This is a genomic window from Fodinibius salinus, from assembly GCF_008124865.1.
GTDB lineage: Bacteria > Bacteroidota > Rhodothermia > Balneolales > Balneolaceae > Fodinibius > Fodinibius salinus.
This window is the reverse complement of sequence record NZ_VNHY01000003.1, coordinates 155,783-174,795: the sequence shown is the minus strand read 5'-3', so window position 1 is coordinate 174,795 and position 19,013 is coordinate 155,783. Positions and strand designations below refer to the sequence as shown.

The following is a 19,013-nucleotide window of genomic DNA, read 5'->3' as shown; positions in this document are numbered from 1 at the left end:
TACCGCCTCTTTTTCATACTTTTTTTGTTTGCATTGCAACCTTCAGTTCTAGGTGCACAGCAAACCATACAAACCGACTCTACAGCGGTAGAGGTACGGCAACCTGCACAAGAAGATTGGGCGGAATATAGTAATGACGAAGCATTTAATTATGGGCGAACACCTAAAGAAGAACAATCACTGCTGAATAAAATTAAAAGCTGGATTGGCGAACAGCTCAATAAATTTTTTAGTAATGCTACCATCCGCGGTTTACTAAAAATACTTTTATATGTGCTGTTTGGCGGTCTTATCATCCTTTTGATAAACCAATACCTAAAAGGAAATCTCCGGCAACTTTTTGCAGGTAGCACGGCTGAGCGTCCCCAAGAATTTAGTATCAACCAAGCTGAAAATGAAACACACAATTGGGACCGGCTGGTCACCAAGGCTATTGATAACCAACAATACCGGTTAGCTATTCGATATTTATACCAGCAGAAACTACATCAACTGCAACAAGGTGGGTATATAGAATGGAAACAAAATAAAACCAACCACGATTATCTTCACGAAATTAAGGAATCACGATTGCGTAATCTATTTCGTGAAGTTACCCGCTACTATGAATTTACCGAGTACGGCGGCTTTTCAATTTCTGGTGATGATTTTAAACATATGCACAGCCGATTTAAAGAAATGACAACACAAATGCAGTCTGTAGAGTGAAAAAGAAACATCTATACATAAGTATTTTAACCGTTTCTCTTCTGGCCTATTTTGTGTATGAATGGAGTCAGCCCAAACCCATCAACTGGACAGAAAGTTATTCAGGTATCTCTAAAATACCATATGGGTGTTTTATTATGCGAGATAAGTTGCCTCAACTTTTTCCTGAGGAAGATCTCCGCTACCAAAATAAGCCTGTTTACACCACTGACGACTCACTTAAGGGCAAGAACATCATTTTCATTAATAATAAATTTAGTCCCGACAAATTTGAGACTGAAAGATTAGTCCGGCAAGTGAAAGAAGGAAAAAATATCTTTATTTCTGCTTACCGAATTCAGGGTACATTAGCCGATACGCTCGGAATTTCACTATCTGAAGCTCCTATTTTCGAAAACGGTCTTAAACTCTTGCAACAAGATACCGTTCATTTTTCTTTTACAAACAAGCGGCTGCAAAAACCTGGGGGCTGGGGGTATTCTAAACAACTTGCAGAATTCCATTTTACTGATTTTGATACTGCAAACACCACCGTATTGGGCACCACCGAAAAAGATCAGTCAAACTTTATTAGAATCAAAAACGGGGATGGAGCTTTTTATATTCATACTGTGCCTTATATTTTCACCAATTATTATATGCGAAATTATAGTCAGGCAACCTATGCCTTTCGCACTTTGTCATATCTGCCAAAAGCTCCCACAGCATGGGATGAATATTACAAGGCAGGCCGGGCTACAAACAGCTCTCCGCTCCGTTATATCGTGTCCCGTGATTCTCTAAAATGGGCATGGATTACCACACTTTGCGGACTGTTTTTATTTATTATCTTTCGTGCAAAACGACGTGAGCGCATCATCCCAATAATTGAGAAACCCCAAAATACGACGCTGCAGTTTATTGAAACCATTGGTCGATTATCCCATCAGAGCGGCAACCGTAAAGAACTGTCGGACAAGAAAATTATTTACTTGATGGATTATATCCGCGAAGAGTTGAATGTGGATGTCGGACGTGAACATCCCAATTTTGTACAGCGAGTAGCCCAGCGAACTGATACAGATATTGAAACAGTACAACATCTCTTTGAGCAAATTACAGCTATTAAAAAGAAACAAGATATTTCTGCAAAAGAACTTTGGAAGCTGAATAACCAAATTGAAACCTTTTACCAACAATCATCACGATGAATAATACATCTGAAGAATCAAACACCTTTGCACCTTCATTCGAAGATCGCACCGATCTTTCGGGCATCCAAGAAATGGCTGATCAAATACGTGCAGAAATCAGTAAAATTATCTTGGGCCAGCAGAAAATGATCGACCTGTTAATTACGGCTCTGCTGGCTAATGGACACGTACTTATCGAAGGTGTACCTGGCGTAGCTAAAACGTTGTCGGCCAAACTACTGGCTCAAACCATTTCTACGGATTTTTCGCGCATACAGTTTACCCCCGATCTTATGCCCTCGGATGTAATTGGCACTTCGGTTTTTAATCCCAAAACAACAGAATTCAATTTTAAAGAAGGTCCGGTTTTTGCCAATGTAGTGCTCATTGACGAAGTAAACCGTTCGCCCGCTAAAACACAGGCTGCTCTTTTTGAGGTGATGCAAGAACGACAAATATCTGTTGACGGCACTACTTATACAATGGATGAACCTTTCATCATCCTGGCAACACAAAATCCTATTGAGCAAGAGGGCACATACAAGCTGCCTGAAGCTCAACTTGATCGTTTTCTGTTTAAAATTGAAGTTGGATATCCCGAATCGAATCACGAAACGGCAATTCTTGAAGGTGCCCACAAACGAAACCATAAAACAAATCCCGATCAGCTCGAGGCCGTAGTTGAGTCTAAACGTCTGATCAAAAACCAACAAAAAGTAACCCAGGTTCATGTTGAAAAATCGCTGATGCAATATATTACCCAAATTACTCAGCGCAGCCGTAATCACAGTGCCATCCACATGGGAGCATCACCGCGGGCATCTGTATTTTTAATGCGTGCTTCACAGGCCTGGGCCGCTGTTATGGGACGTGATTTCGTAATTCCAGAAGATGTACAACAGATGGCACCTCCGGTCTTACGACACCGGCTGATACTGACTCCCGAAAAAGAAATGGAAGGAACCAATGCCGATGAAGTAATAAGCCGAATTTTAGAACAAATTGAGGTACCGCGATAGTCCGTTTCCTCCGAAATATCTACCTAAAAGACCGACTCTTTACCCTGTTGGCCGTTATAGCCGGTATTTTTATACTTGGCTATTTTTACCCCCTGCTCTATGCTGCAGCAAAAATGCTGTTGCTGGCTATGGGTATATGCATCGTCATTGACAGCCTGATGCTCTTTCGATATAACCAACCGGTACAAGCAGGTAGAAACTTACCAAAACGACTCTCCAACGGGGATCCAAATCACATTTCGATTACACTGTCCCACGTCTATCCGTTTCATGCCTCATTTACAATTATCGATGAGCTTCCGTTTCAATTTCAGCGGCGCAATCATCACTTCGACTTCAAAGCTGATGCCCACAAATCTACTGAAATAAGTTATGAGTTAACACCTACCCAACGCGGTGAATATAGCTTCGGTGCTTTAAATGTGTATGCCTCATCACCATTGGGACTTGTTGAACGCCGACTCCGTTTTAATGAAGAACAAAGTGTGCCGGTCTATCCATCTTTCATTCAAATGCGTCAGCTGGAACTAAAAGCTATCTCGGATCAACTGCAGGATGTGGGCATCAAGAAAATCAGGCGTATTGGTCACACTATGGAGTTCGATCAAATCAGAGAATATGTGCGCGGTGATGATGTGCGTTCTATCAACTGGAAGGCCACGGCACGCGCTAATGATTTGATGGTAAACCAGTATCGGGATGAACGATCGCAGCAAATATACAGCGTCATTGATACCGGACGTGTTATGAAGATGCCCTTTGAGGGATTAAGCCTGCTGGACTATGCAATTAACAGTAGTCTGGCGATCTCGAATATTGCACTCACCAAACATGATAAGGCGGGCTTTGTTACTTTTGGCGACCACGAAAATATGATTGTGCCTGCCCAAAAGAAACGGAGCCACATCTACCGCATCCAGGAGGCCCTTTACAATGTAGAAACTAATTTCATGGAATCGGATTTTAACCGGCTCCTTACCTTTCTGCATAATAAGGTCCACCAGCGCAGCCTGATACTGCTGTACACTAACTTCCAGACGCTCAGCAGCATGAAGCGCAAACTGCCTGTGCTAAAACATATTGCTTCTAAGCATTTACTGGTGAATATCTTTTTTATTAATACTGAGCTGGATGATCTGCTTGATAGTACTCCAGAGGATGAGGAGGATATTTATATAAAAACTATGGCTGAAAAGTTTGCCTTTGAAAAAAGAAGCATCGTGCGCATCTTAAATCAGCATGGCATTCAAACGATCCTCACACGACCACAAGACCTTTCGGTCAATACCATTAATAAGTACCTGGAGCTTAAGGCACGGGGATTAATTTAGAGGAGGAAGAGTTTCCCTTCTCTACTCTCATCCCCTTCAGTCGGCCGACGAAGTATAATTATTCATAAATCGGTGGATATTGGGCCGGATTAGCCTCACTCATAAGCGCATATATCGCCTCAAAGATATCCTCTTCATTAGGCTTGGAAAAGTAATCACCATCAGAACCATATGCTCCACGATGTGCTTTAGCGGTGAGACATTGAGGTTCAGAATCCAGATAATAATACCCTTTCTGCTCCTGAAGTACTTTGTTCATCATATAGGCCGACGCGCCGCCCGGCACATCCTCATCCACAAACAAAATGCGATTCGTTTTTTCGAGCGATGCTACAATATCTTGGTTGCGATCGAACGGCAACAATGTACGCACGTCAATAAGCTCAGCAGAAATGCCAACTTCTTCAAGTTCCGGAAGTACCGATTCACAAATGTTACAAGTAGATCCATAAGAAACAATAGTAATATCACTACCTTCTGAAACAATATTGGGAATACCGAGCGGCACCGTAAATTCACCCAGATTATCCGGCATTTTTTCCTTCAGGCGATACGCATTGAGCGGTTCAATCATCAGTGCAGGATCATCACCCTGCAACAGCGTATTGTACATGCCTGCCGCTTCCGTAAGATTGCGGGGCACGCACACATGTAGCCCCCGAACTCCGTTGATAATCATACCCATGGGAGAACCGGTGTGCCATATTCCCTCAAGACGATGCCCCCGCGTACGGACAATCAGCGGTGCCTTCTGTCCGCCCATGCTGCGGTAGCGAACAGTGGCAAGGTCATCACTTAATCCCTGAAAACAGTACAGCAGATAATCGAGATACTGAATTTCGGCAATGGGTCGGAGTCCGCGCAGCGCCATCCCAATGCCCTGTCCTAAAATAGTAGCCTCACGAATGCCGGTATCGCGGACACGCAGTTCGCCATATTTATCCTGCATATTTTCAAGTCCTTTATTTACATCACCCAGCTTACCGGTGTCCTCACCAAAAACGAGCGTCTCAGGATATTGTTCAAAGAGCTTATCAAAATTATCACGCAATACAACACGTCCATCTACTTCTTCGGGATCATCCGAATAAGTAGGTGTCACTTCTTCTACATTAAGCGGTGAATCTGCTGTTTCACTATACAAATGCGTATCGTACCGCTCTTCATTTGCCTGATTACTTTCATCCAGCCACTGCTTTAGCTTATTCTTGCTTTCCAGCTGCTCATCACGGACAATGCGAAGGGCTTTACGCACTCCTGAAACAATATATTTGCGCAACGGAACCATCGGTGCCTTCATCTCCTTTTTAACCTCTTTAAGCGCATCAGCGTGCGAACTTTCTGAAGATAAATCATCTATAAGTGCAGTAGCTGTTTTGAGCTCTTCTTTGAGCTCTCCCTTAAAGGATTTCCATGCTGCTTTCTGAGCATCTTTTACCTCTGATTTGGCAGCCTCTTCGATCTCTTCAATTTCATCAGCAGTAGCAATATCTTCGTCGATCAACCACTGACGCGTTTTGTTGATACAGCAGAATTCTTCTTCCCACTCCAGGCGTTCATCCGACTTATATCGCTCATGCGAACCTGAGGTAGAATGCCCCTGTGGCTGCGTAACTTCTTTTACATGAATAAGCACCGGAACATGTTCTTCCCGTGCAATAGCAGCAGCTTCTTCATAGGTCTTCATTAGCGCAGGATAATCCCAAGCATTAACGGTCAGAATTTCCAGTCCCTCTTGATCTTCAGTACGCTGAAAACCAGCCAGAACATCAGAAATACTTTCTTTGGTGGTCTGGTATTTGCGCGGTACTGAAATGCCATAGCCGTCATCCCATACAGAAAGTACCATCGGGACCTGCAGCACACCGGCAGCATTGATAGTTTCCCAAAAGACCCCTTCCGAAGTACTGGCATCACCAATTGTGCCCCACGCAATTTCACTACCGTCATCTGAAAACTTTTGAAATTCTTCTTTGTCCAACAGCTCATCGTGATTACGATAAATCTGTGAAGCTTGTGCTAATCCAAGCAGGCGTGACATCTGTCCGGCGGTGGGGGAAATATCGGGAGACGTATTTTTCATCTCTGTCAGATCCTTCCAACTGCCATCATCATTGAGGCTTCGTGTGCTAAAGTGGGCATTCATTTGGCGACCGCCGGAATTCGGTTCTTCTTCGATATTAGCATGTGCATACAGCTGAGCAAAAAATTGCTGTATAGTTACTTGATCAATAGCCATCATGAAAGTCTGATCACGGTAATATCCAGCACGGAAATCACCGTTCTTAAAATACTTGGCCATGGCAATCTGGGGAAGCTCCTTACCGTCTCCAAAAATACCGAACTTGGCCTTTCCGGTAAGCGTTTCTTTGCGACCGATATAGGAAACTTCACGGCTCTTTACCGCCAGTTTATAATCTTGGAGAATTTCTTCCTTGCGATTTTCAATATCAATTTCAGCCTCAGACTGTGTGCTTTCTTTTGTTTTTGTAGGTGCCATAATATCCGTTGAATTAGCGCCGCTGACTAATACAGCAGCAAGTACTAAAATTGTTTTTAAAAATTTGAACTAACGTTGGCTATTTTATTCCGAGGAAAAAGCGACGAAGAACCTTAAACATAATCACAGTTCGTTGCTTTATTAATCTGATCAAAAATAGTACTGCAATTTAAGATCTTTCTCCACCTGACGGGAGTCGGGATAGTATTATAGTTTTACAAAGCCTTCCACTCTTATTCCATAAAACCGCCCTTCGTCATCTTAATGGGATCTAGTGCTTCATCCAATTCTTCATCGCTCAAATCTGTCATCTCACGAGCGACTTCTTTCACAGGACGCTCCTCTTTAAATGCCTTTTTAGCTATTTTGGAAGCTTTATCATACCCGATAAGCGGATTCAATGCGGTAACTAATACCGGATTTCGTCCCACCATATCAGCTACCTTGTCTTTATTAACAGTTAGTCGAGAAACCGATTTTCGAGCAAAATTAGCGACGGCATTTCCCAGTATAGTAATAGATTCCAACAGATTATGTGCCACTACCGGCAGCATTACGTTAAGCTCAAAATTACCGGACTGTCCCGCTACAGTAATGGCCGAATCATTACCAATAACCTGAGCACAAACCATAGTTATTGACTCTTCAATCACTGGATTTATCTTGCCCGGCATAATTGATGAGCCCGGCTGTAGCGCTTCGAGTTTAATTTCGCCAATGCCACTATTGGGACCGGAGTTCATCCATCGCAGATCGTTACCCATTTTCATAAGTCCCACTGCAATGGTTTTGAGCTGACCACTCAGTTCTACCGGGGCGTCAACTGTTGCCTGTGCCTCAAAGTGATCTTCAGCTTCACTAAAATCAATACCCGTTTCTTCTGACAATGATGCCGCCATCTCGGCTCCAAACTTCGGATTTGTGTTTAAGCCTGTTCCTACCGCGGTACCACCCTGCGGAAGTTCTGTCATCCGTTCCAGCGCCGACTCCAGTCGTTCAATGTTCAACTGCAGCTGACGAGAATAACCATCAAACTCCTGCTTGATGGTTACCGGCATCGCATCCATCAGGTGGGTACGACCTGTTTTCGCTACATCGGAAAATTCGTTGCCTTTTGCCTGAAATTCTTCTTTAAGTTCTTTAAGTGCAGGTATGAGAGTATTTTTTACAGCTAATACTGCTGATAAACGAATAGACGTCGGAATTACATCATTAGAACTCTGCCCATAATTGACATGATCATTAGGATGAATATCGACCTCTACATCATCATCTTTTATCTCATTGGCACGACGAGCAATAATCTCGTTAGCATTCATATTGGTGGAAGTACCGGAACCCGTCTGGAAAATGTCGATAGCAAAATCTTTATCAAATGCACCTTCAGATACCTCTTGCGCAGCCTGCTTTATAGCGTTGGCTATCCCTTCATCAACTTCGCCAAGAGCGGCATTGACCTTAGCGGCATGCTCTTTAACCATACCCAAGGCTTCAATGAAATTTCGGCTGAATCGAATATCACTTACAGGAAAGTTATCTATCGCTCGCTGGGTTTGTGCGCCATAATAAGCATCTTTGGGAACATTAATTTCACCCATTGAATCTTCTTCAACACGGTAATCGCTCATACATCCAAAATTTAAGTCAAAATTTGTTCATCATACTTAATGATAATAGGTGCTCATCAAGCAGGTTGAAAGTACAAAATTTTTGATAAATTTCGGAGTATAAAAATTGGCTTATTACCATCAAGAACCTTACCGAAGTTGAATAACAATCTTCTTAAACAGTAAACTTTAAAGCTCACTACTGTACATCCGGTAGGTCTTTTCAATATGAGCACCAATTTTTTCGGCAACCTGTATCATTGCTTTATTGGATTCTAAAACCCAGCTCAGCTCTGATGAATGGTATCCAACCTCTCTACCGTTAACAATGGCCTCTTTGTGAAGAAGTGCATCTATACCCTTACCCTGATATTTAGGTAAAACGCCCATCAAAGCTGTACGAATCTGATCAATATTTCGCCGGTGCCATAACAGTTTAAAAATACCCGTCGGAAAGAGCGTACCATCCATATGCCGGAGCGCTTGGTTTAAGTCGGGAAGTGCAATAGAAAAGGCAACTGGCTCTCCATCTACCTCGGCAATATGTGCTACCTTTGTAGCTAAAATAAGTTTTAAGTCTTGGGCCAGGTCGGCCAACTCTTCTTTCGTAAGAGGAATAAATCCCCAATTCCCCGACCAGGCTTCGTTAAAAATTCGTCGTACAATTTCGACTTCCTGGTCAATCTGACTTAAATCGATTTCTCTAATTTCAAGAAGCGGCAGGCGACGGCGCACGATTTCTTCGGCCCGGTACATACGATCCAACTTAACATTTTCCTGTGTGGCCCTAAAAGCATACATATCCATTTCTTTGGCAAGACCGGCATTTTTAATGAGCTTATTGTAATATGGTTTATGGTAAGGCATCATAATACTGGGATAGTACTCAAATCCATCCACCAAAATACCTATCTCATCCATCATACTGGGATTAGCCGGCCCCAAGATATCGGTATACCCCTGCTCACGAAGCCAATCTCCGGCTACTTTAAATAACAAGTCTGCCACTGACTGATCATCAATACACTCAAAAAATCCAAAGAAACCAGTATTACTGTCATGATGATTATTGTAGCGGTGATCACAAATAGCTGCTATGCGACCACATATCTCACCATTTTGTTCAGCAAGGAAAAGGGCAATTTCGCCATTTTCATAAAAAGGGTTTTTTTCTTCATCAATAAGTTTTTTCTGCTCCATCTTAAGTGGAGCTACCCAGTACTCATCTTCAGCATAGTGCTGATAGGGAAAGTCGATAAACTGCTTGCGCTCTTCCTTAGAAGTTGCAAGTGTAATTCCATTAGTACGATGAGAATGTGCCACAGTCTAATTGTCCCCGAGTAGTGAATGACCGTTTTGATCGATGATACCCTGTTCAATCCCCACTTTGCGGAAAGCTTCTAAAATGCGATTGAGATGGTCTTCGGTGTGCGTGGCCATATAGCTGGTTCGAACAAGCGACTGTCCCTCGGGGACTCCCGGCGGTACTACTGCATTTACGTAAACTCCCGCCTCAAAGAGCCCTTTCCAAAATTCGAAACACTCCATCATTTCACCAATAACAACTGGAATAATAGGTGTTTGGGAACTCCAAACATTGAATCCCATATCTTTGAGAGAATTACGCATATAATCAGAAATTTCTTCCAGCCGCTCGAGTCTCCAGGTCTCATCCTGCAAGATCTCAAGCGCTTTTAGTACCGTAGCCACATTAGCAGGTGGCATAGATGCACTAAAAATGTGCGCAGGAGAATTGTGCCGAATAAACTCAATTACTTCTTCATCACCCACCAAAAAGCCACCGAGGGATGCAAATGACTTAGAAAATGTTCCGCTAATCAGATCAACCTCGTCCATCAGACCATGCGTAGAAGCCGATCCCCGACCGCCTTCACCCACTACCCCAATGGCATGAGCATCATCAAGATAAAGGCGAGTATCAAACTTCTTCTTTAGTTCTACTAGTTTAGGAACTTTGGCAATGGTCCCTGACATTGAGAAAACGCCGTCACTGACAATAATCTTGCCTGCTTTTTCATCAGCACGATTTAACAACTTTTCCAGCTGTTCCATATTGTTATGCTGATATCGCATGGTCTTGGCATTAGAAACAAGCGTGCCCGTAACAATACAAGCATGATTATCTTTATCTGAAAAAATAACGTCACGGCGACCGGCAATTGTTTGTATAGCACCCTCGTTGGTTTGATAACCGGTACTAAAAAGCACGCATGAATCTTTGCGCATAAAGTCTGCAAGCTTCTCTTCAAGTTCGAGATGCAGATCCAACGTGCCATTTAAATAACGCGATCCGGTGCAACCCGTTCCATAAGATTTAAGAACCTCACGTGCCGCTTCAATAACACGAGGGTCATTGGTTAACCCCAGATAGTTATTGGAGCCAGCCATAATTACTTCACGTTCATCAATCTGAACGGTAGTTCCATCCGTGGCCTGCAGAGGTTTAAAGTAAGGATAAAGCCCCCGATCTTTGATTTCATCCGCTTTGGTGAAATCGTAAGCCTTGGAGAAAATATCTTTTGTTCTTACATCAGAATTGGATTCGGCCATTCGCTCTTATTTTCGGCTTTTTTGGAGAGTGCTTATCATTGTAAATATACTTCCATATTAAACATCAATCAAATTATGAATAAGATAATATTAATTGATATGCCTGCTATGGTGGTTTTGTACTACAGTTTCTAAAAAATCGACGTATTCTTGGGCCACATGAGACCAACTAAACTGTTCTTGTACATAGGTACGTGTTTGACGAGAAAAATGTTCCAATTGTCCCTCCAGCATACTTCGTACTTTTACTGCAAATTGCTCCGCATCAAGTGTAGGAACCCGATACCCGTTTTGGCCCTGCGATATAACATCTTTAATACCTTCAAGATCTGATGCTACAGCCGGTGTCCGTGCCATATTGGCCTCCAACAGCACAATGCCAAAACCTTCCATATCTCCTTCAACGGGGATATTGGGCATCACAAAAAGATCAGCAGCAGCATAGGCCTGTTTTAATACTTCATCGGGCTGGCGTCCCAGCAAAAATATGCGGTCGCTATATGGAACCTGTTCCGCCAATTCTTCAATACTTTCAAATTCGGGGCCGTCACCCACAGTCACATAAATAATGCGGTCATCAAGCTTTGACATAACCTCCCGGATAAACCATTCATGCCCTTTACGCTTTACTTTTCGTCCTACGGTAAGTAACATAAAATGATTATCAAGCGGGATACGAAAATTTTGTTGTAAACGCCGGCGGGATTCTGCCTTATCGGGAAAATTATTTAACGCTGCCATATCAAAACCATTAGCCAGCGCAACGCCCTTATCGGGCGACATCCCACGTTTGATACATTCCTCACGTGTAGCCCTTGATACCGAGATGACCCCATCCAGGCTCTCAAATATCTTGGGTACAAACCACTGATATAATTTTACGGGTAGCGTAACATCCCGGCCGTGATTTATAGTCACCATCGGCACCGAAACCTTGTGTTTGATAAAGTAAGATATACTAGCCGTTACCATCGAAGAGAACAATACCACATCAGCATTGTATTCCTCAATTTTATGTGGAAGCCGAAATATCTGCCTGAATAAAAATGAGGCGGTGTTAAAAGCAATCTTCCCTTCTTCAGAAACATTAATGGTTTCTGTAAAAACACGAACTGACTCTTGGTGCTTCAGCTCTTTAATAAGTTGCTGGCTTACTCGTTGCATTCCGCCTACATTTTCCAGGATCTTTCCTTCGGGCGGATGTGTATGCGAGACGTAAAGTATACGCACAATATGCTTTTTAAGACTAAAATTTAAGTGCTGGCCGTGGCTCGTCCAGAGCTTCGCGATAATTATCCAACAGCTTGCCGTTTACATTGTCCCACGAATAAGCTAGTGCTTTTTGGCGCGCTGCTTCTCCCATTTCTGTAGCCAGCTCATCATCTTCAACAATCTTTTCTATACATTCTGCAAAGACTTCGGTATCTCTGGGCGGTGCCAAAAATCCATTGACGCCCGACTCCACTAATGACCGGCTGCCCGTTGCGTCAGCGACCACACAGGGCAAGCCACTCGACATTGCCTCAAGTGTTACATTGCCAAATGTTTCTGTCTCAGATGGAAACAGGAACACATCACTGCTGGCATATGCACGGCTCAACTCATCACCGGTAATAAAACCGGTAAAGTGGGCATCAGTCAACATATGTTCCAACTCCTTTAAGGCCGGACCATCACCCACAATCATCGGCTTAATATTTTGATGTGTTTGTTGAAGCTTCTTAACTGTATCCACAAAAGTCTGTAAGTTTTTCTCCCATACCAATCGCGACACAAATGTCACGACTCGATCATCATCGTCAAACCCCACCGACCGGCGCCACTCCATATCACGAAAATCAGGTGAAAACTGATCGGTATTAACACCACGCGCCCAAATACGAATGCCCTCGTCAATACCTTCTTCGTTAAGCTCATTAGCCATTGACGGTGAAGGCACATAAATATGTTTACACTGGCTGTAAAACCACTCCAGATATTTCCAGCCCAACATTTTAAGCATGCCAAGGTTGTAATACTTCAGATAGCTGGTAAAATGGGTATGATAAGATGAAACGATTTGAATATCGTTGCCCTGTGCCCATCGCATAGCTCGAAAACCCAACAAATCAGGCGTGGCCAGATGGATAAGTGTAGGTTCGAACTCATGAAGTCGGCGTTGGGCCGCATCAGGAAATCCGACAGTGATGCGATATTCCTGTCGGCCGGGCATTGGTACCGACGGCACAGACACAAACTCTCCCTCATGATCAATCTCAGGCTCATCAACGGTAGGGCCGAATACTAGTACAGGAATATCCTGCTCCTCTAAATAAGCTACCAGCCTATTTAGTGTAAGTGATACCCCATCCTGAATATGATTATAATTTCCGGTAAAAATTGCTACTCGAAGATCACTCATAAATTTTCCAATGCATCATTGATATTTGTATCTTAGCTGTGATATAAAATTGCTTAATAACCTAGCTTTGCAATACATAATCACTAACTATTTAAGTTTCCAAATATACAAAATTTGATGAAAGCCTTTGTAACTGGTGGGACAGGTTTTATTGGCAGCCATTTGGTGGACCAGCTAATTGAATCGGATAAATATACCGAAGTCCGATGCATGATTCGCAACAACGAAAAATGGCTGAAAAACAAAAATTTTGTGCGCGTAAACGGTGACCTGGATGACCTAAATATGCTAAAAAAAGCCGTTAAAAATGCGGATGTAATATTTCATCTTGCCGGCCGTGTAAAAGCGCCTTCATACGATCAGCTAGCCCATACCAATGTACAAGGAACTGAAAATCTGCTGCGTATTGCTCAAAAGCAGGGAGTTAACAAGTTTATAGTGCTCTCTTCACTGGCAGCTGCAGGACCCAGCCAAAACGGGCCGGTAACCGAAGATCAGCCCATGAATCCTGTAAGCATGTATGGCAAATCAAAGAAACAGATGGAGGAAATTGTTCATGATATTGGCAACAATGAGATCTCTATCACCATTCTTCGCCCCCCTGCAGTTTATGGTCCGCGCGAAGATCAGATCTATTCATTTTTCAAAATGATGAATAACCGCATATGCCCCATCATCGGTAATGGACACCGCCCACGCATCTCAATGGTGTATGTGGCTGATGTCGTAAATGGCATTCTAAAAGCAGCCGAATATCAACCAAAAGAAATTAAGACCTATTTTATAACTGGTCCCCAGATCTATACCTGGAATCAGATTCGTGGAACCACGACCAAAGTTCTGGGTAAAAAAAATATCCCCATTTATGTTAAACCTTCGACCGTAAAGAAAATAGCAGGAACAATAGAAAAAACTGCATCATTTTTTGGGATTTATCCCGTTTTAAATCGTGACAAGGCTAAGGAGTTAGTGCTTGAATGGACCTGCTCCGCCCAAAAAGCCGAAAAAGAATTGGGATTTAACGCACAATACTCCCTAAACGAGGGTATTTCACGAACTATTCACTGGTATCAACGACATCACTGGTTGTAAATCATAGAAAAGAATTATGAGAAATTTTATCGCCATAATACTTATCAGTACAATTACGGGAATAGTTACCCAAGCTACCGCACAACCCACCCTGCAAAAGGATTATTCCTACACGATGCAAATTCCATCGGTGGTTACAATTAGCAGTTCCCCCGCTCACTTTTATGCTCTATCAAAAAGTAAGGGTATGGCCGTTTTTCGCGCACATCAAGACAGCCTGCAGTGGCTTTATACTTCAACGGGTATGCAAAAGCGCGGCAACACAGTTTCCGCTGATATTCGATTTGCCTATATCTTTGGCAGTAATCGGCGATTGACCGTTCTCGAACCCACTTCATTACTGGGAGTCTATTCCGCTACCTTACTGCCTGCAAATCCTATGGATGTAAAACGAATAGGTCAGGATTTATATGTAGCAATGGGCCAAAAAGGGCTGGGTAAAATATCACTGCGCAGTGCTTCTTCAGTTGATTCAACAGTACAATATATATCCCGTTCGAGGCTAAACGATGAGAAAATTATTGATCTTGAAGTATCCGGCAAGCAGCTTTTTGCCCTTGCACGGGGAAACAAGCTCTATAAGTTCAAGGATCCAAAAGAGGATAAAGCAATTGAAATAGTTAACGAATTTAAGCTGTCTAAATCACTTGACCATATTTACTTGGTCAACTCTTCACTCTATGGATCAAATTCCGATGGTAACATTTATGAAATCGACAACGCCGGAAATTTATCTACAGTGGGGACAATCGGTGAAGGGACAACAAAAATAGCATCCTGGAATGACTGGATGATTATCAGAGGTCAGTCGGGCAGGCTTTGGACTTCCTATAAGAATCAAAAGCTTAGCATTTGGAAGGATAATCAAGAAGCAGGCAACTATTTTACGGTTACAAAAGGAACGCTCTGGCTGTGTGAATATAATCAAATAAGCAAAATTCGAAGTGTCAGTAAAGCGGCTTCGGAACCCGGACAATCCACTAAACAACAGGGGCCTTTATCACTGAAAAAAATAAGCGACCAAACGGTACCCAATTCGAAACCGCTGTTGTTGCCGATTAAATTTGAGAACAATATTTCAGTCAAAAATTTAAAAATTACCTACCAGTCACCAGACATTAACAATGCAGAAGTGCGTGGGCTTAGTTTCTACTGGCAACCCACTGCAGATGACATTGGCCAGCATCACGTAAAGTTAATTGCTACTACGAGCAGCGGCAAAACCGACAGTACGACTTTTAATATTGATGTTAGCTCATATAATGCTCCGCCGCGGTTTGCACCCGTTCGGACCGTCAGCATTCCGGTAGGTGAAGAATTTTCGCTGCCTATTTCGGCTACTGATCCCGACGGTATGGACGGTAACCTAATTCGCTTTTTGGGTGTAAACATGCCGCAGGGAGCATCAATTGACGAAACTACCGGTGTATTTAAATGGACACCTACCGCTCGTCAAGTTGGTAAAAATCAATTTCGGATTATTGCTACTGATCAATATGGAGCTGCTGCCTCCAAAGACATCACTGTTAAAGTCATCGAAGCGGTTCGTCCCGGCGATACCGGTAATTAACTTTGTTTCTGCTACTCTTTTTAATCCGTTGAACCTTACAACTCATTGACTGACACTGATTTTCGAAATCATTTATTGGCTTGGTACGACAATAATAAGCGCGACATGCCTTGGCGCGACTGCGGAGATCCTTACAAAATCTGGATTTCTGAAATTATGCTCCAGCAAACACGCGTCGATCAGGCTACCCCCTATTTTAAACGCTTTATGGATCGCTTCCCCACTGTTCACGATCTGGCCAAAGCTGACCAACAAGACGTGCTTAAGGTATGGGAAGGGCTTGGGTATTACAGTCGGGCACGCCACCTTCATGCGGCCTCTAAACTGGTAGTTGAGGAGTTTGATGGCAAAGTACCCAACACCTGGGAAGAAATTAATGAACTCAAGGGCGTAGGCCCTTATACCGCTTCGGCCGTGCTGAGTATCGCTTACCAAAAAAAGCACGCTGTGGTTGATGGCAATGTAATTCGCGTGCTGAGCCGATACTTCGGCATTGAAGATGATGTTCGGAGTACTAAAACAAAAAATACCATCCAGGATTATGCAGATGATTTGATCTCAGAAGAGCGCCCCGGTGATTTCAACCAAGCGGTAATGGAACTTGGCGCCATGGTTTGCACCCCCTCGAATCCAGAGTGTGAGAAATGTCCCCTGCAGGCAAATTGCGTAGCTCATAAAACGGTAAAAACAGAAGACATCCCATATAAATCACCAGCTAAAAAGCGTCCGCACCATCAGATAGGTGTGGGAATTATCATGAATAACAATGAGGAAGTACTTATTGCCCTCCGACCCGATGATGCCATGCTGGGGGGCATGTGGGAATTCCCGGGAGGCAAACAGGAAGAGAATGAAAAAATGGAGGATACAGTAATACGAGAGCTTCGGGAAGAGCTGGACGTTGATGTTTCAATTTCAAAACCGTTTATGAAGCTCGATCATGCGTATTCGCATTTCAAAATTACCATGCATGCTTACCTGTGTGAAATTGAAGCGGGAACTCCACAGCCAAATACCAGCCAAGAGATCCGGTGGATAACCATAGATGAGCTCGAAGATTATCCCTTTCCAAAAGCCAATCGTAAGCTTACTGAAAAACTGATGAATTTAGATAAAGGACAACAGGAGCTGGAGATTTGAATACCAACTCCAATGTCATACTGAATTCGTCTCAGCATCTGTCAAACGTTCACAATCAAGATGATAGGTATTCAAATTAATATTGATCAATGAGCCAAGAGCTTAGCAAACGTTCTGAACTACAAATAAAAGAACTCAAACCCTTCTTAAATAAATGGGTGGAGCGTGTTGAACAACCAGAATATATTGATGACGACCCAGTGCTGTTCATGCATGCGTTCCAAAATAAAGAAGATCAGCTGCTAGCCGGATTCTTTGCTGCCACCATGGCTTGGGGGCGCCGCGACGTGGTCATCCGTAAAGTGCGGGATTTTTTGAACCGGATGGGTAACCAACCTACCGAATTCATCGCCAACTTTACTGATCGCGATGCCCAACACTTCGAAGGATTCAAACACCGTACCTTTAAACCGGTGGACATGGAATGGCTGGTTAAAATATTACAGTCCATTCTTTTGGATTATAATTCGTTTGAAGACTTTTGGTCTTTCTGTTACAAACGAGCATCTAAAAATGAACGGCCACTAATGTCAGTTTTCCATGAACAGTTTTTTAGACAACGTCCCGAAGCTCCACAACGTACGCGCAAGCACGTATCCAGTGCCGATAAAAAAAGTGCATGTAAACGGTTGTATCTATTTTTACGGTGGGCCGTGCGCAACAAAAGTTGTGTTGACTTGGGGATTATGGACTTTATGCCTCCCTCAGAACTATATATCCCCTTGGACGTGCATGTAGCTCGGCAAGCTCGAGCACTTGGGCTATTAACGAGAACCTATAACGACTGGTGGGCGGTAGAAGAACTAACAGAAGCATTACAACTGCTCGATCCTCAAGATCCTGCCAAATATGACTATGCCCTATTTGGCTTGGGGGTAGATGAAGATGGGCTGCCAGAAGAGTTTGTGTTAAACCCAGAAGTATTAAACTAAAATTTTACGTCAGCTCACTATTAATACTCATTTGATGCTTCTTTTATAAAATCTGTGGCGGGGATTGAAGGGGTTATGCTGGAACCTCGAATGGGAATTGACGTTTCATTTCAGCTATTTGATTCGTTTATTCTAGTGGCAAATTCTGGATACTTACTTCGATTTAATCCTATGGATAACAAGTTGGGTATGGCTCTATTCAATCTTCAGATCAACTTATAGGCTTTGATTATGTAAGATGCTGACCAGGCATTATCAGATCCATAACAAATTTTTTGATACTCAATGTCTAAAACTCGCTCATTACTTCTTTTTTGCATATTCCTAATCAGTATAAGCGTTCAAGCGCAGTCGGTTAAATCTAAGGTTGGTATTCAGACTATCTATATGCCAAAGCTAAAGGTACAGGAAGCCTCAGAGCGAAATGTACAAGCTGTTGGCTTGCGGTGGATGGTTTCTGATTATGATAGAGTCCCTGTTGAATTGGGTTTACATTTACTTATCGGCTATGGAAAAGTAGCGAGCGGCTCATTTGGAGGCAGTTTGGCCTACATTTTAGCAGAGCCTAATTCTCTAAATTTCAAGTTTGGTGTAAGTTTTAGCAAAATAGACCTTCTTGATGTGGATGCAGAGAAAAAAGGATCCGGTCCTCAGGTAGGAGATGTTAATTTTACATCAAGAGGAAATCAGTTCAAACCATTTATTGAGCTTGATTGGGATTTCTTACGATTTAGTTCCATTTTCGTACGATCCGGCTATCGAATCATTAATGGCGAAAAATCAACCATCACATCTGTTGAACCCACTAATGACTCCTCAAATACTGTTAAAGTTGAACGGGACGATACCTTTTTCTATTCAGCAGCCGGTTTTGAGCTTGGGATAGGAATTAATGTAATTTTTTAGAGTCTGGTTCAACTTTTAGTGCTTTATGCGTTTATTAAATCATCTGTATTGCTTTCATCTTAGT

Annotated in this window: 15 protein-coding genes; 9 read left to right on the top strand and 6 right to left on the bottom strand. The window is 42.8% G+C overall.

Going from position 1 to position 19,013, the window contains the following annotated elements; all coding sequences use genetic code 11:
- The first annotated feature begins 33 nt into the window (after nucleotides 1-33).
- The 4 genes from LX73_RS09940 to LX73_RS09925 are packed head-to-tail and all read left to right on the top strand — an operon-like array spanning nucleotide 34 to nucleotide 4,230.
- Complete coding sequence (locus tag LX73_RS09940) at nucleotides 34-708, top strand: DUF4129 domain-containing protein (RefSeq protein ID WP_148899350.1); 675 nt, start codon at nucleotides 34-36, stop codon at nucleotides 706-708.
- Nucleotides 705-1,898: a DUF4350 domain-containing protein gene (locus tag LX73_RS09935; RefSeq protein ID WP_148899349.1), complete on the top strand. Its 1,194-nt coding sequence runs from the start codon at nucleotides 705-707 to the stop codon at nucleotides 1,896-1,898. The genes LX73_RS09940 and LX73_RS09935 overlap by 4 nt, the downstream gene beginning before the upstream one ends.
- Nucleotides 1,895-2,899 (top strand): AAA family ATPase, encoded by a 1,005-nt coding sequence (locus LX73_RS09930; protein ID WP_148899348.1) that lies wholly within the window; start codon nucleotides 1,895-1,897, stop codon nucleotides 2,897-2,899. The genes LX73_RS09935 and LX73_RS09930 overlap by 4 nt, the downstream gene beginning before the upstream one ends.
- A 47-nt stretch (nucleotides 2,900-2,946) precedes the next feature.
- Nucleotides 2,947-4,230, top strand: a complete 1,284-nt coding sequence (locus LX73_RS09925) for a DUF58 domain-containing protein (protein WP_246138226.1) — start codon at nucleotides 2,947-2,949, stop codon at nucleotides 4,228-4,230.
- Nucleotides 4,231-4,288: 58 nt separating this feature from the next.
- Here LX73_RS09925 and LX73_RS09920 read toward each other — a convergent pair whose 3' ends face one another.
- The 6 genes from LX73_RS09920 to LX73_RS09895 all read right to left on the bottom strand — a co-directional run bounded on the left by LX73_RS09920 (nucleotide 4,289) and on the right by LX73_RS09895 (nucleotide 13,309).
- The gene (locus LX73_RS09920) at nucleotides 4,289-6,730 is read right to left on the bottom strand and encodes an alpha-ketoacid dehydrogenase subunit alpha/beta (RefSeq protein WP_148899346.1); all 2,442 of its coding nucleotides are present in this window, start codon (nucleotides 6,728-6,730) and stop codon (nucleotides 4,289-4,291) included.
- A gap of 233 nt (nucleotides 6,731-6,963) precedes the next feature.
- Entirely contained in the window at nucleotides 6,964-8,358 is a 1,395-nt protein-coding gene (locus tag LX73_RS09915) for a class II fumarate hydratase (RefSeq protein ID WP_148899345.1), read from the bottom strand.
- Nucleotides 8,359-8,526: 168 nt separating this feature from the next.
- The gene (locus LX73_RS09910) at nucleotides 8,527-9,660 is read right to left on the bottom strand and encodes a GNAT family N-acetyltransferase (protein WP_148899344.1); all 1,134 of its coding nucleotides are present in this window, start codon (nucleotides 9,658-9,660) and stop codon (nucleotides 8,527-8,529) included.
- A 3-nt stretch (nucleotides 9,661-9,663) separates the two neighbouring features.
- Nucleotides 9,664-10,908, bottom strand: a complete 1,245-nt coding sequence (locus LX73_RS09905) for an aminotransferase class I/II-fold pyridoxal phosphate-dependent enzyme (protein WP_148899343.1) — start codon at nucleotides 10,906-10,908, stop codon at nucleotides 9,664-9,666.
- Nucleotides 10,909-10,998: 90 nt separating this feature from the next.
- Nucleotides 10,999-12,138 (bottom strand): glycosyltransferase family 4 protein, encoded by a 1,140-nt coding sequence (locus LX73_RS09900; RefSeq protein WP_246138225.1) that lies wholly within the window; start codon nucleotides 12,136-12,138, stop codon nucleotides 10,999-11,001.
- A 16-nt stretch (nucleotides 12,139-12,154) separates the two neighbouring features.
- The gene (locus LX73_RS09895; RefSeq protein ID WP_148899342.1) at nucleotides 12,155-13,309 is read right to left on the bottom strand and encodes a glycosyltransferase family 4 protein; all 1,155 of its coding nucleotides are present in this window, start codon (nucleotides 13,307-13,309) and stop codon (nucleotides 12,155-12,157) included.
- 117 nt (nucleotides 13,310-13,426) lie between these two features.
- Here LX73_RS09895 and LX73_RS09890 point away from each other — a divergent pair, with 117 nt between their 5' ends.
- The 5 genes from LX73_RS09890 to LX73_RS09870 all read left to right on the top strand — a co-directional run bounded on the left by LX73_RS09890 (nucleotide 13,427) and on the right by LX73_RS09870 (nucleotide 18,949).
- Nucleotides 13,427-14,401 carry an NAD-dependent epimerase/dehydratase family protein gene (locus tag LX73_RS09890; protein WP_148899341.1) on the top strand — a complete coding sequence of 325 codons (975 nt, stop codon included), beginning with the start codon at nucleotides 13,427-13,429 and terminating at the stop codon, nucleotides 14,399-14,401.
- 16 nt (nucleotides 14,402-14,417) lie between these two features.
- On the top strand, nucleotides 14,418-15,971 hold the full coding sequence (locus LX73_RS09885; RefSeq protein WP_148899340.1) for a putative Ig domain-containing protein: 1,554 nt from the start codon (nucleotides 14,418-14,420) through the stop codon (nucleotides 15,969-15,971).
- 45 nt (nucleotides 15,972-16,016) lie between these two features.
- Entirely contained in the window at nucleotides 16,017-17,111 is a 1,095-nt protein-coding gene (gene mutY / locus LX73_RS09880) for an A/G-specific adenine glycosylase (protein ID WP_148899339.1), read from the top strand.
- Between the two features lie 89 nt (nucleotides 17,112-17,200).
- Nucleotides 17,201-18,043, top strand: coding sequence for a TIGR02757 family protein (locus tag LX73_RS09875; RefSeq protein WP_148899338.1), 843 nt, complete (start codon nucleotides 17,201-17,203; stop codon nucleotides 18,041-18,043).
- A gap of 387 nt (nucleotides 18,044-18,430) precedes the next feature.
- Complete coding sequence (locus tag LX73_RS09870; RefSeq protein ID WP_148899337.1) at nucleotides 18,431-18,949, top strand: hypothetical protein; 519 nt, start codon at nucleotides 18,431-18,433, stop codon at nucleotides 18,947-18,949.
- Nucleotides 18,950-19,013 lie beyond the last annotated feature (64 nt).

Bases quoted from the DNA above. Each gene is read 5' to 3' on its own strand.
- LX73_RS09870 (WP_148899337.1), top strand. From the start codon at position 18,431: ATGCCAAAGCTAAAGGTACAGGAAGCCTCAGAGCGAAATGTACAAGCT.
- LX73_RS09895 (WP_148899342.1), bottom strand. From the start codon at position 13,309: ATGAGTGATCTTCGAGTAGCAATTTTTACCGGAAATTATAATCATATT.
- LX73_RS09915 (WP_148899345.1), bottom strand. From the start codon at position 8,358: ATGAGCGATTACCGTGTTGAAGAAGATTCAATGGGTGAAATTAATGTT.
- LX73_RS09885 (WP_148899340.1), top strand. From the start codon at position 14,418: ATGAGAAATTTTATCGCCATAATACTTATCAGTACAATTACGGGAATA.
- LX73_RS09905 (WP_148899343.1), bottom strand. From the start codon at position 10,908: ATGGCCGAATCCAATTCTGATGTAAGAACAAAAGATATTTTCTCCAAG.
- LX73_RS09920 (WP_148899346.1), bottom strand. From the start codon at position 6,730: ATGGCACCTACAAAAACAAAAGAAAGCACACAGTCTGAGGCTGAAATT.
- LX73_RS09930 (WP_148899348.1), top strand. From the start codon at position 1,895: ATGAATAATACATCTGAAGAATCAAACACCTTTGCACCTTCATTCGAA.
- LX73_RS09875 (WP_148899338.1), top strand. From the start codon at position 17,201: ATGAGCCAAGAGCTTAGCAAACGTTCTGAACTACAAATAAAAGAACTC.
- LX73_RS09890 (WP_148899341.1), top strand. From the start codon at position 13,427: ATGAAAGCCTTTGTAACTGGTGGGACAGGTTTTATTGGCAGCCATTTG.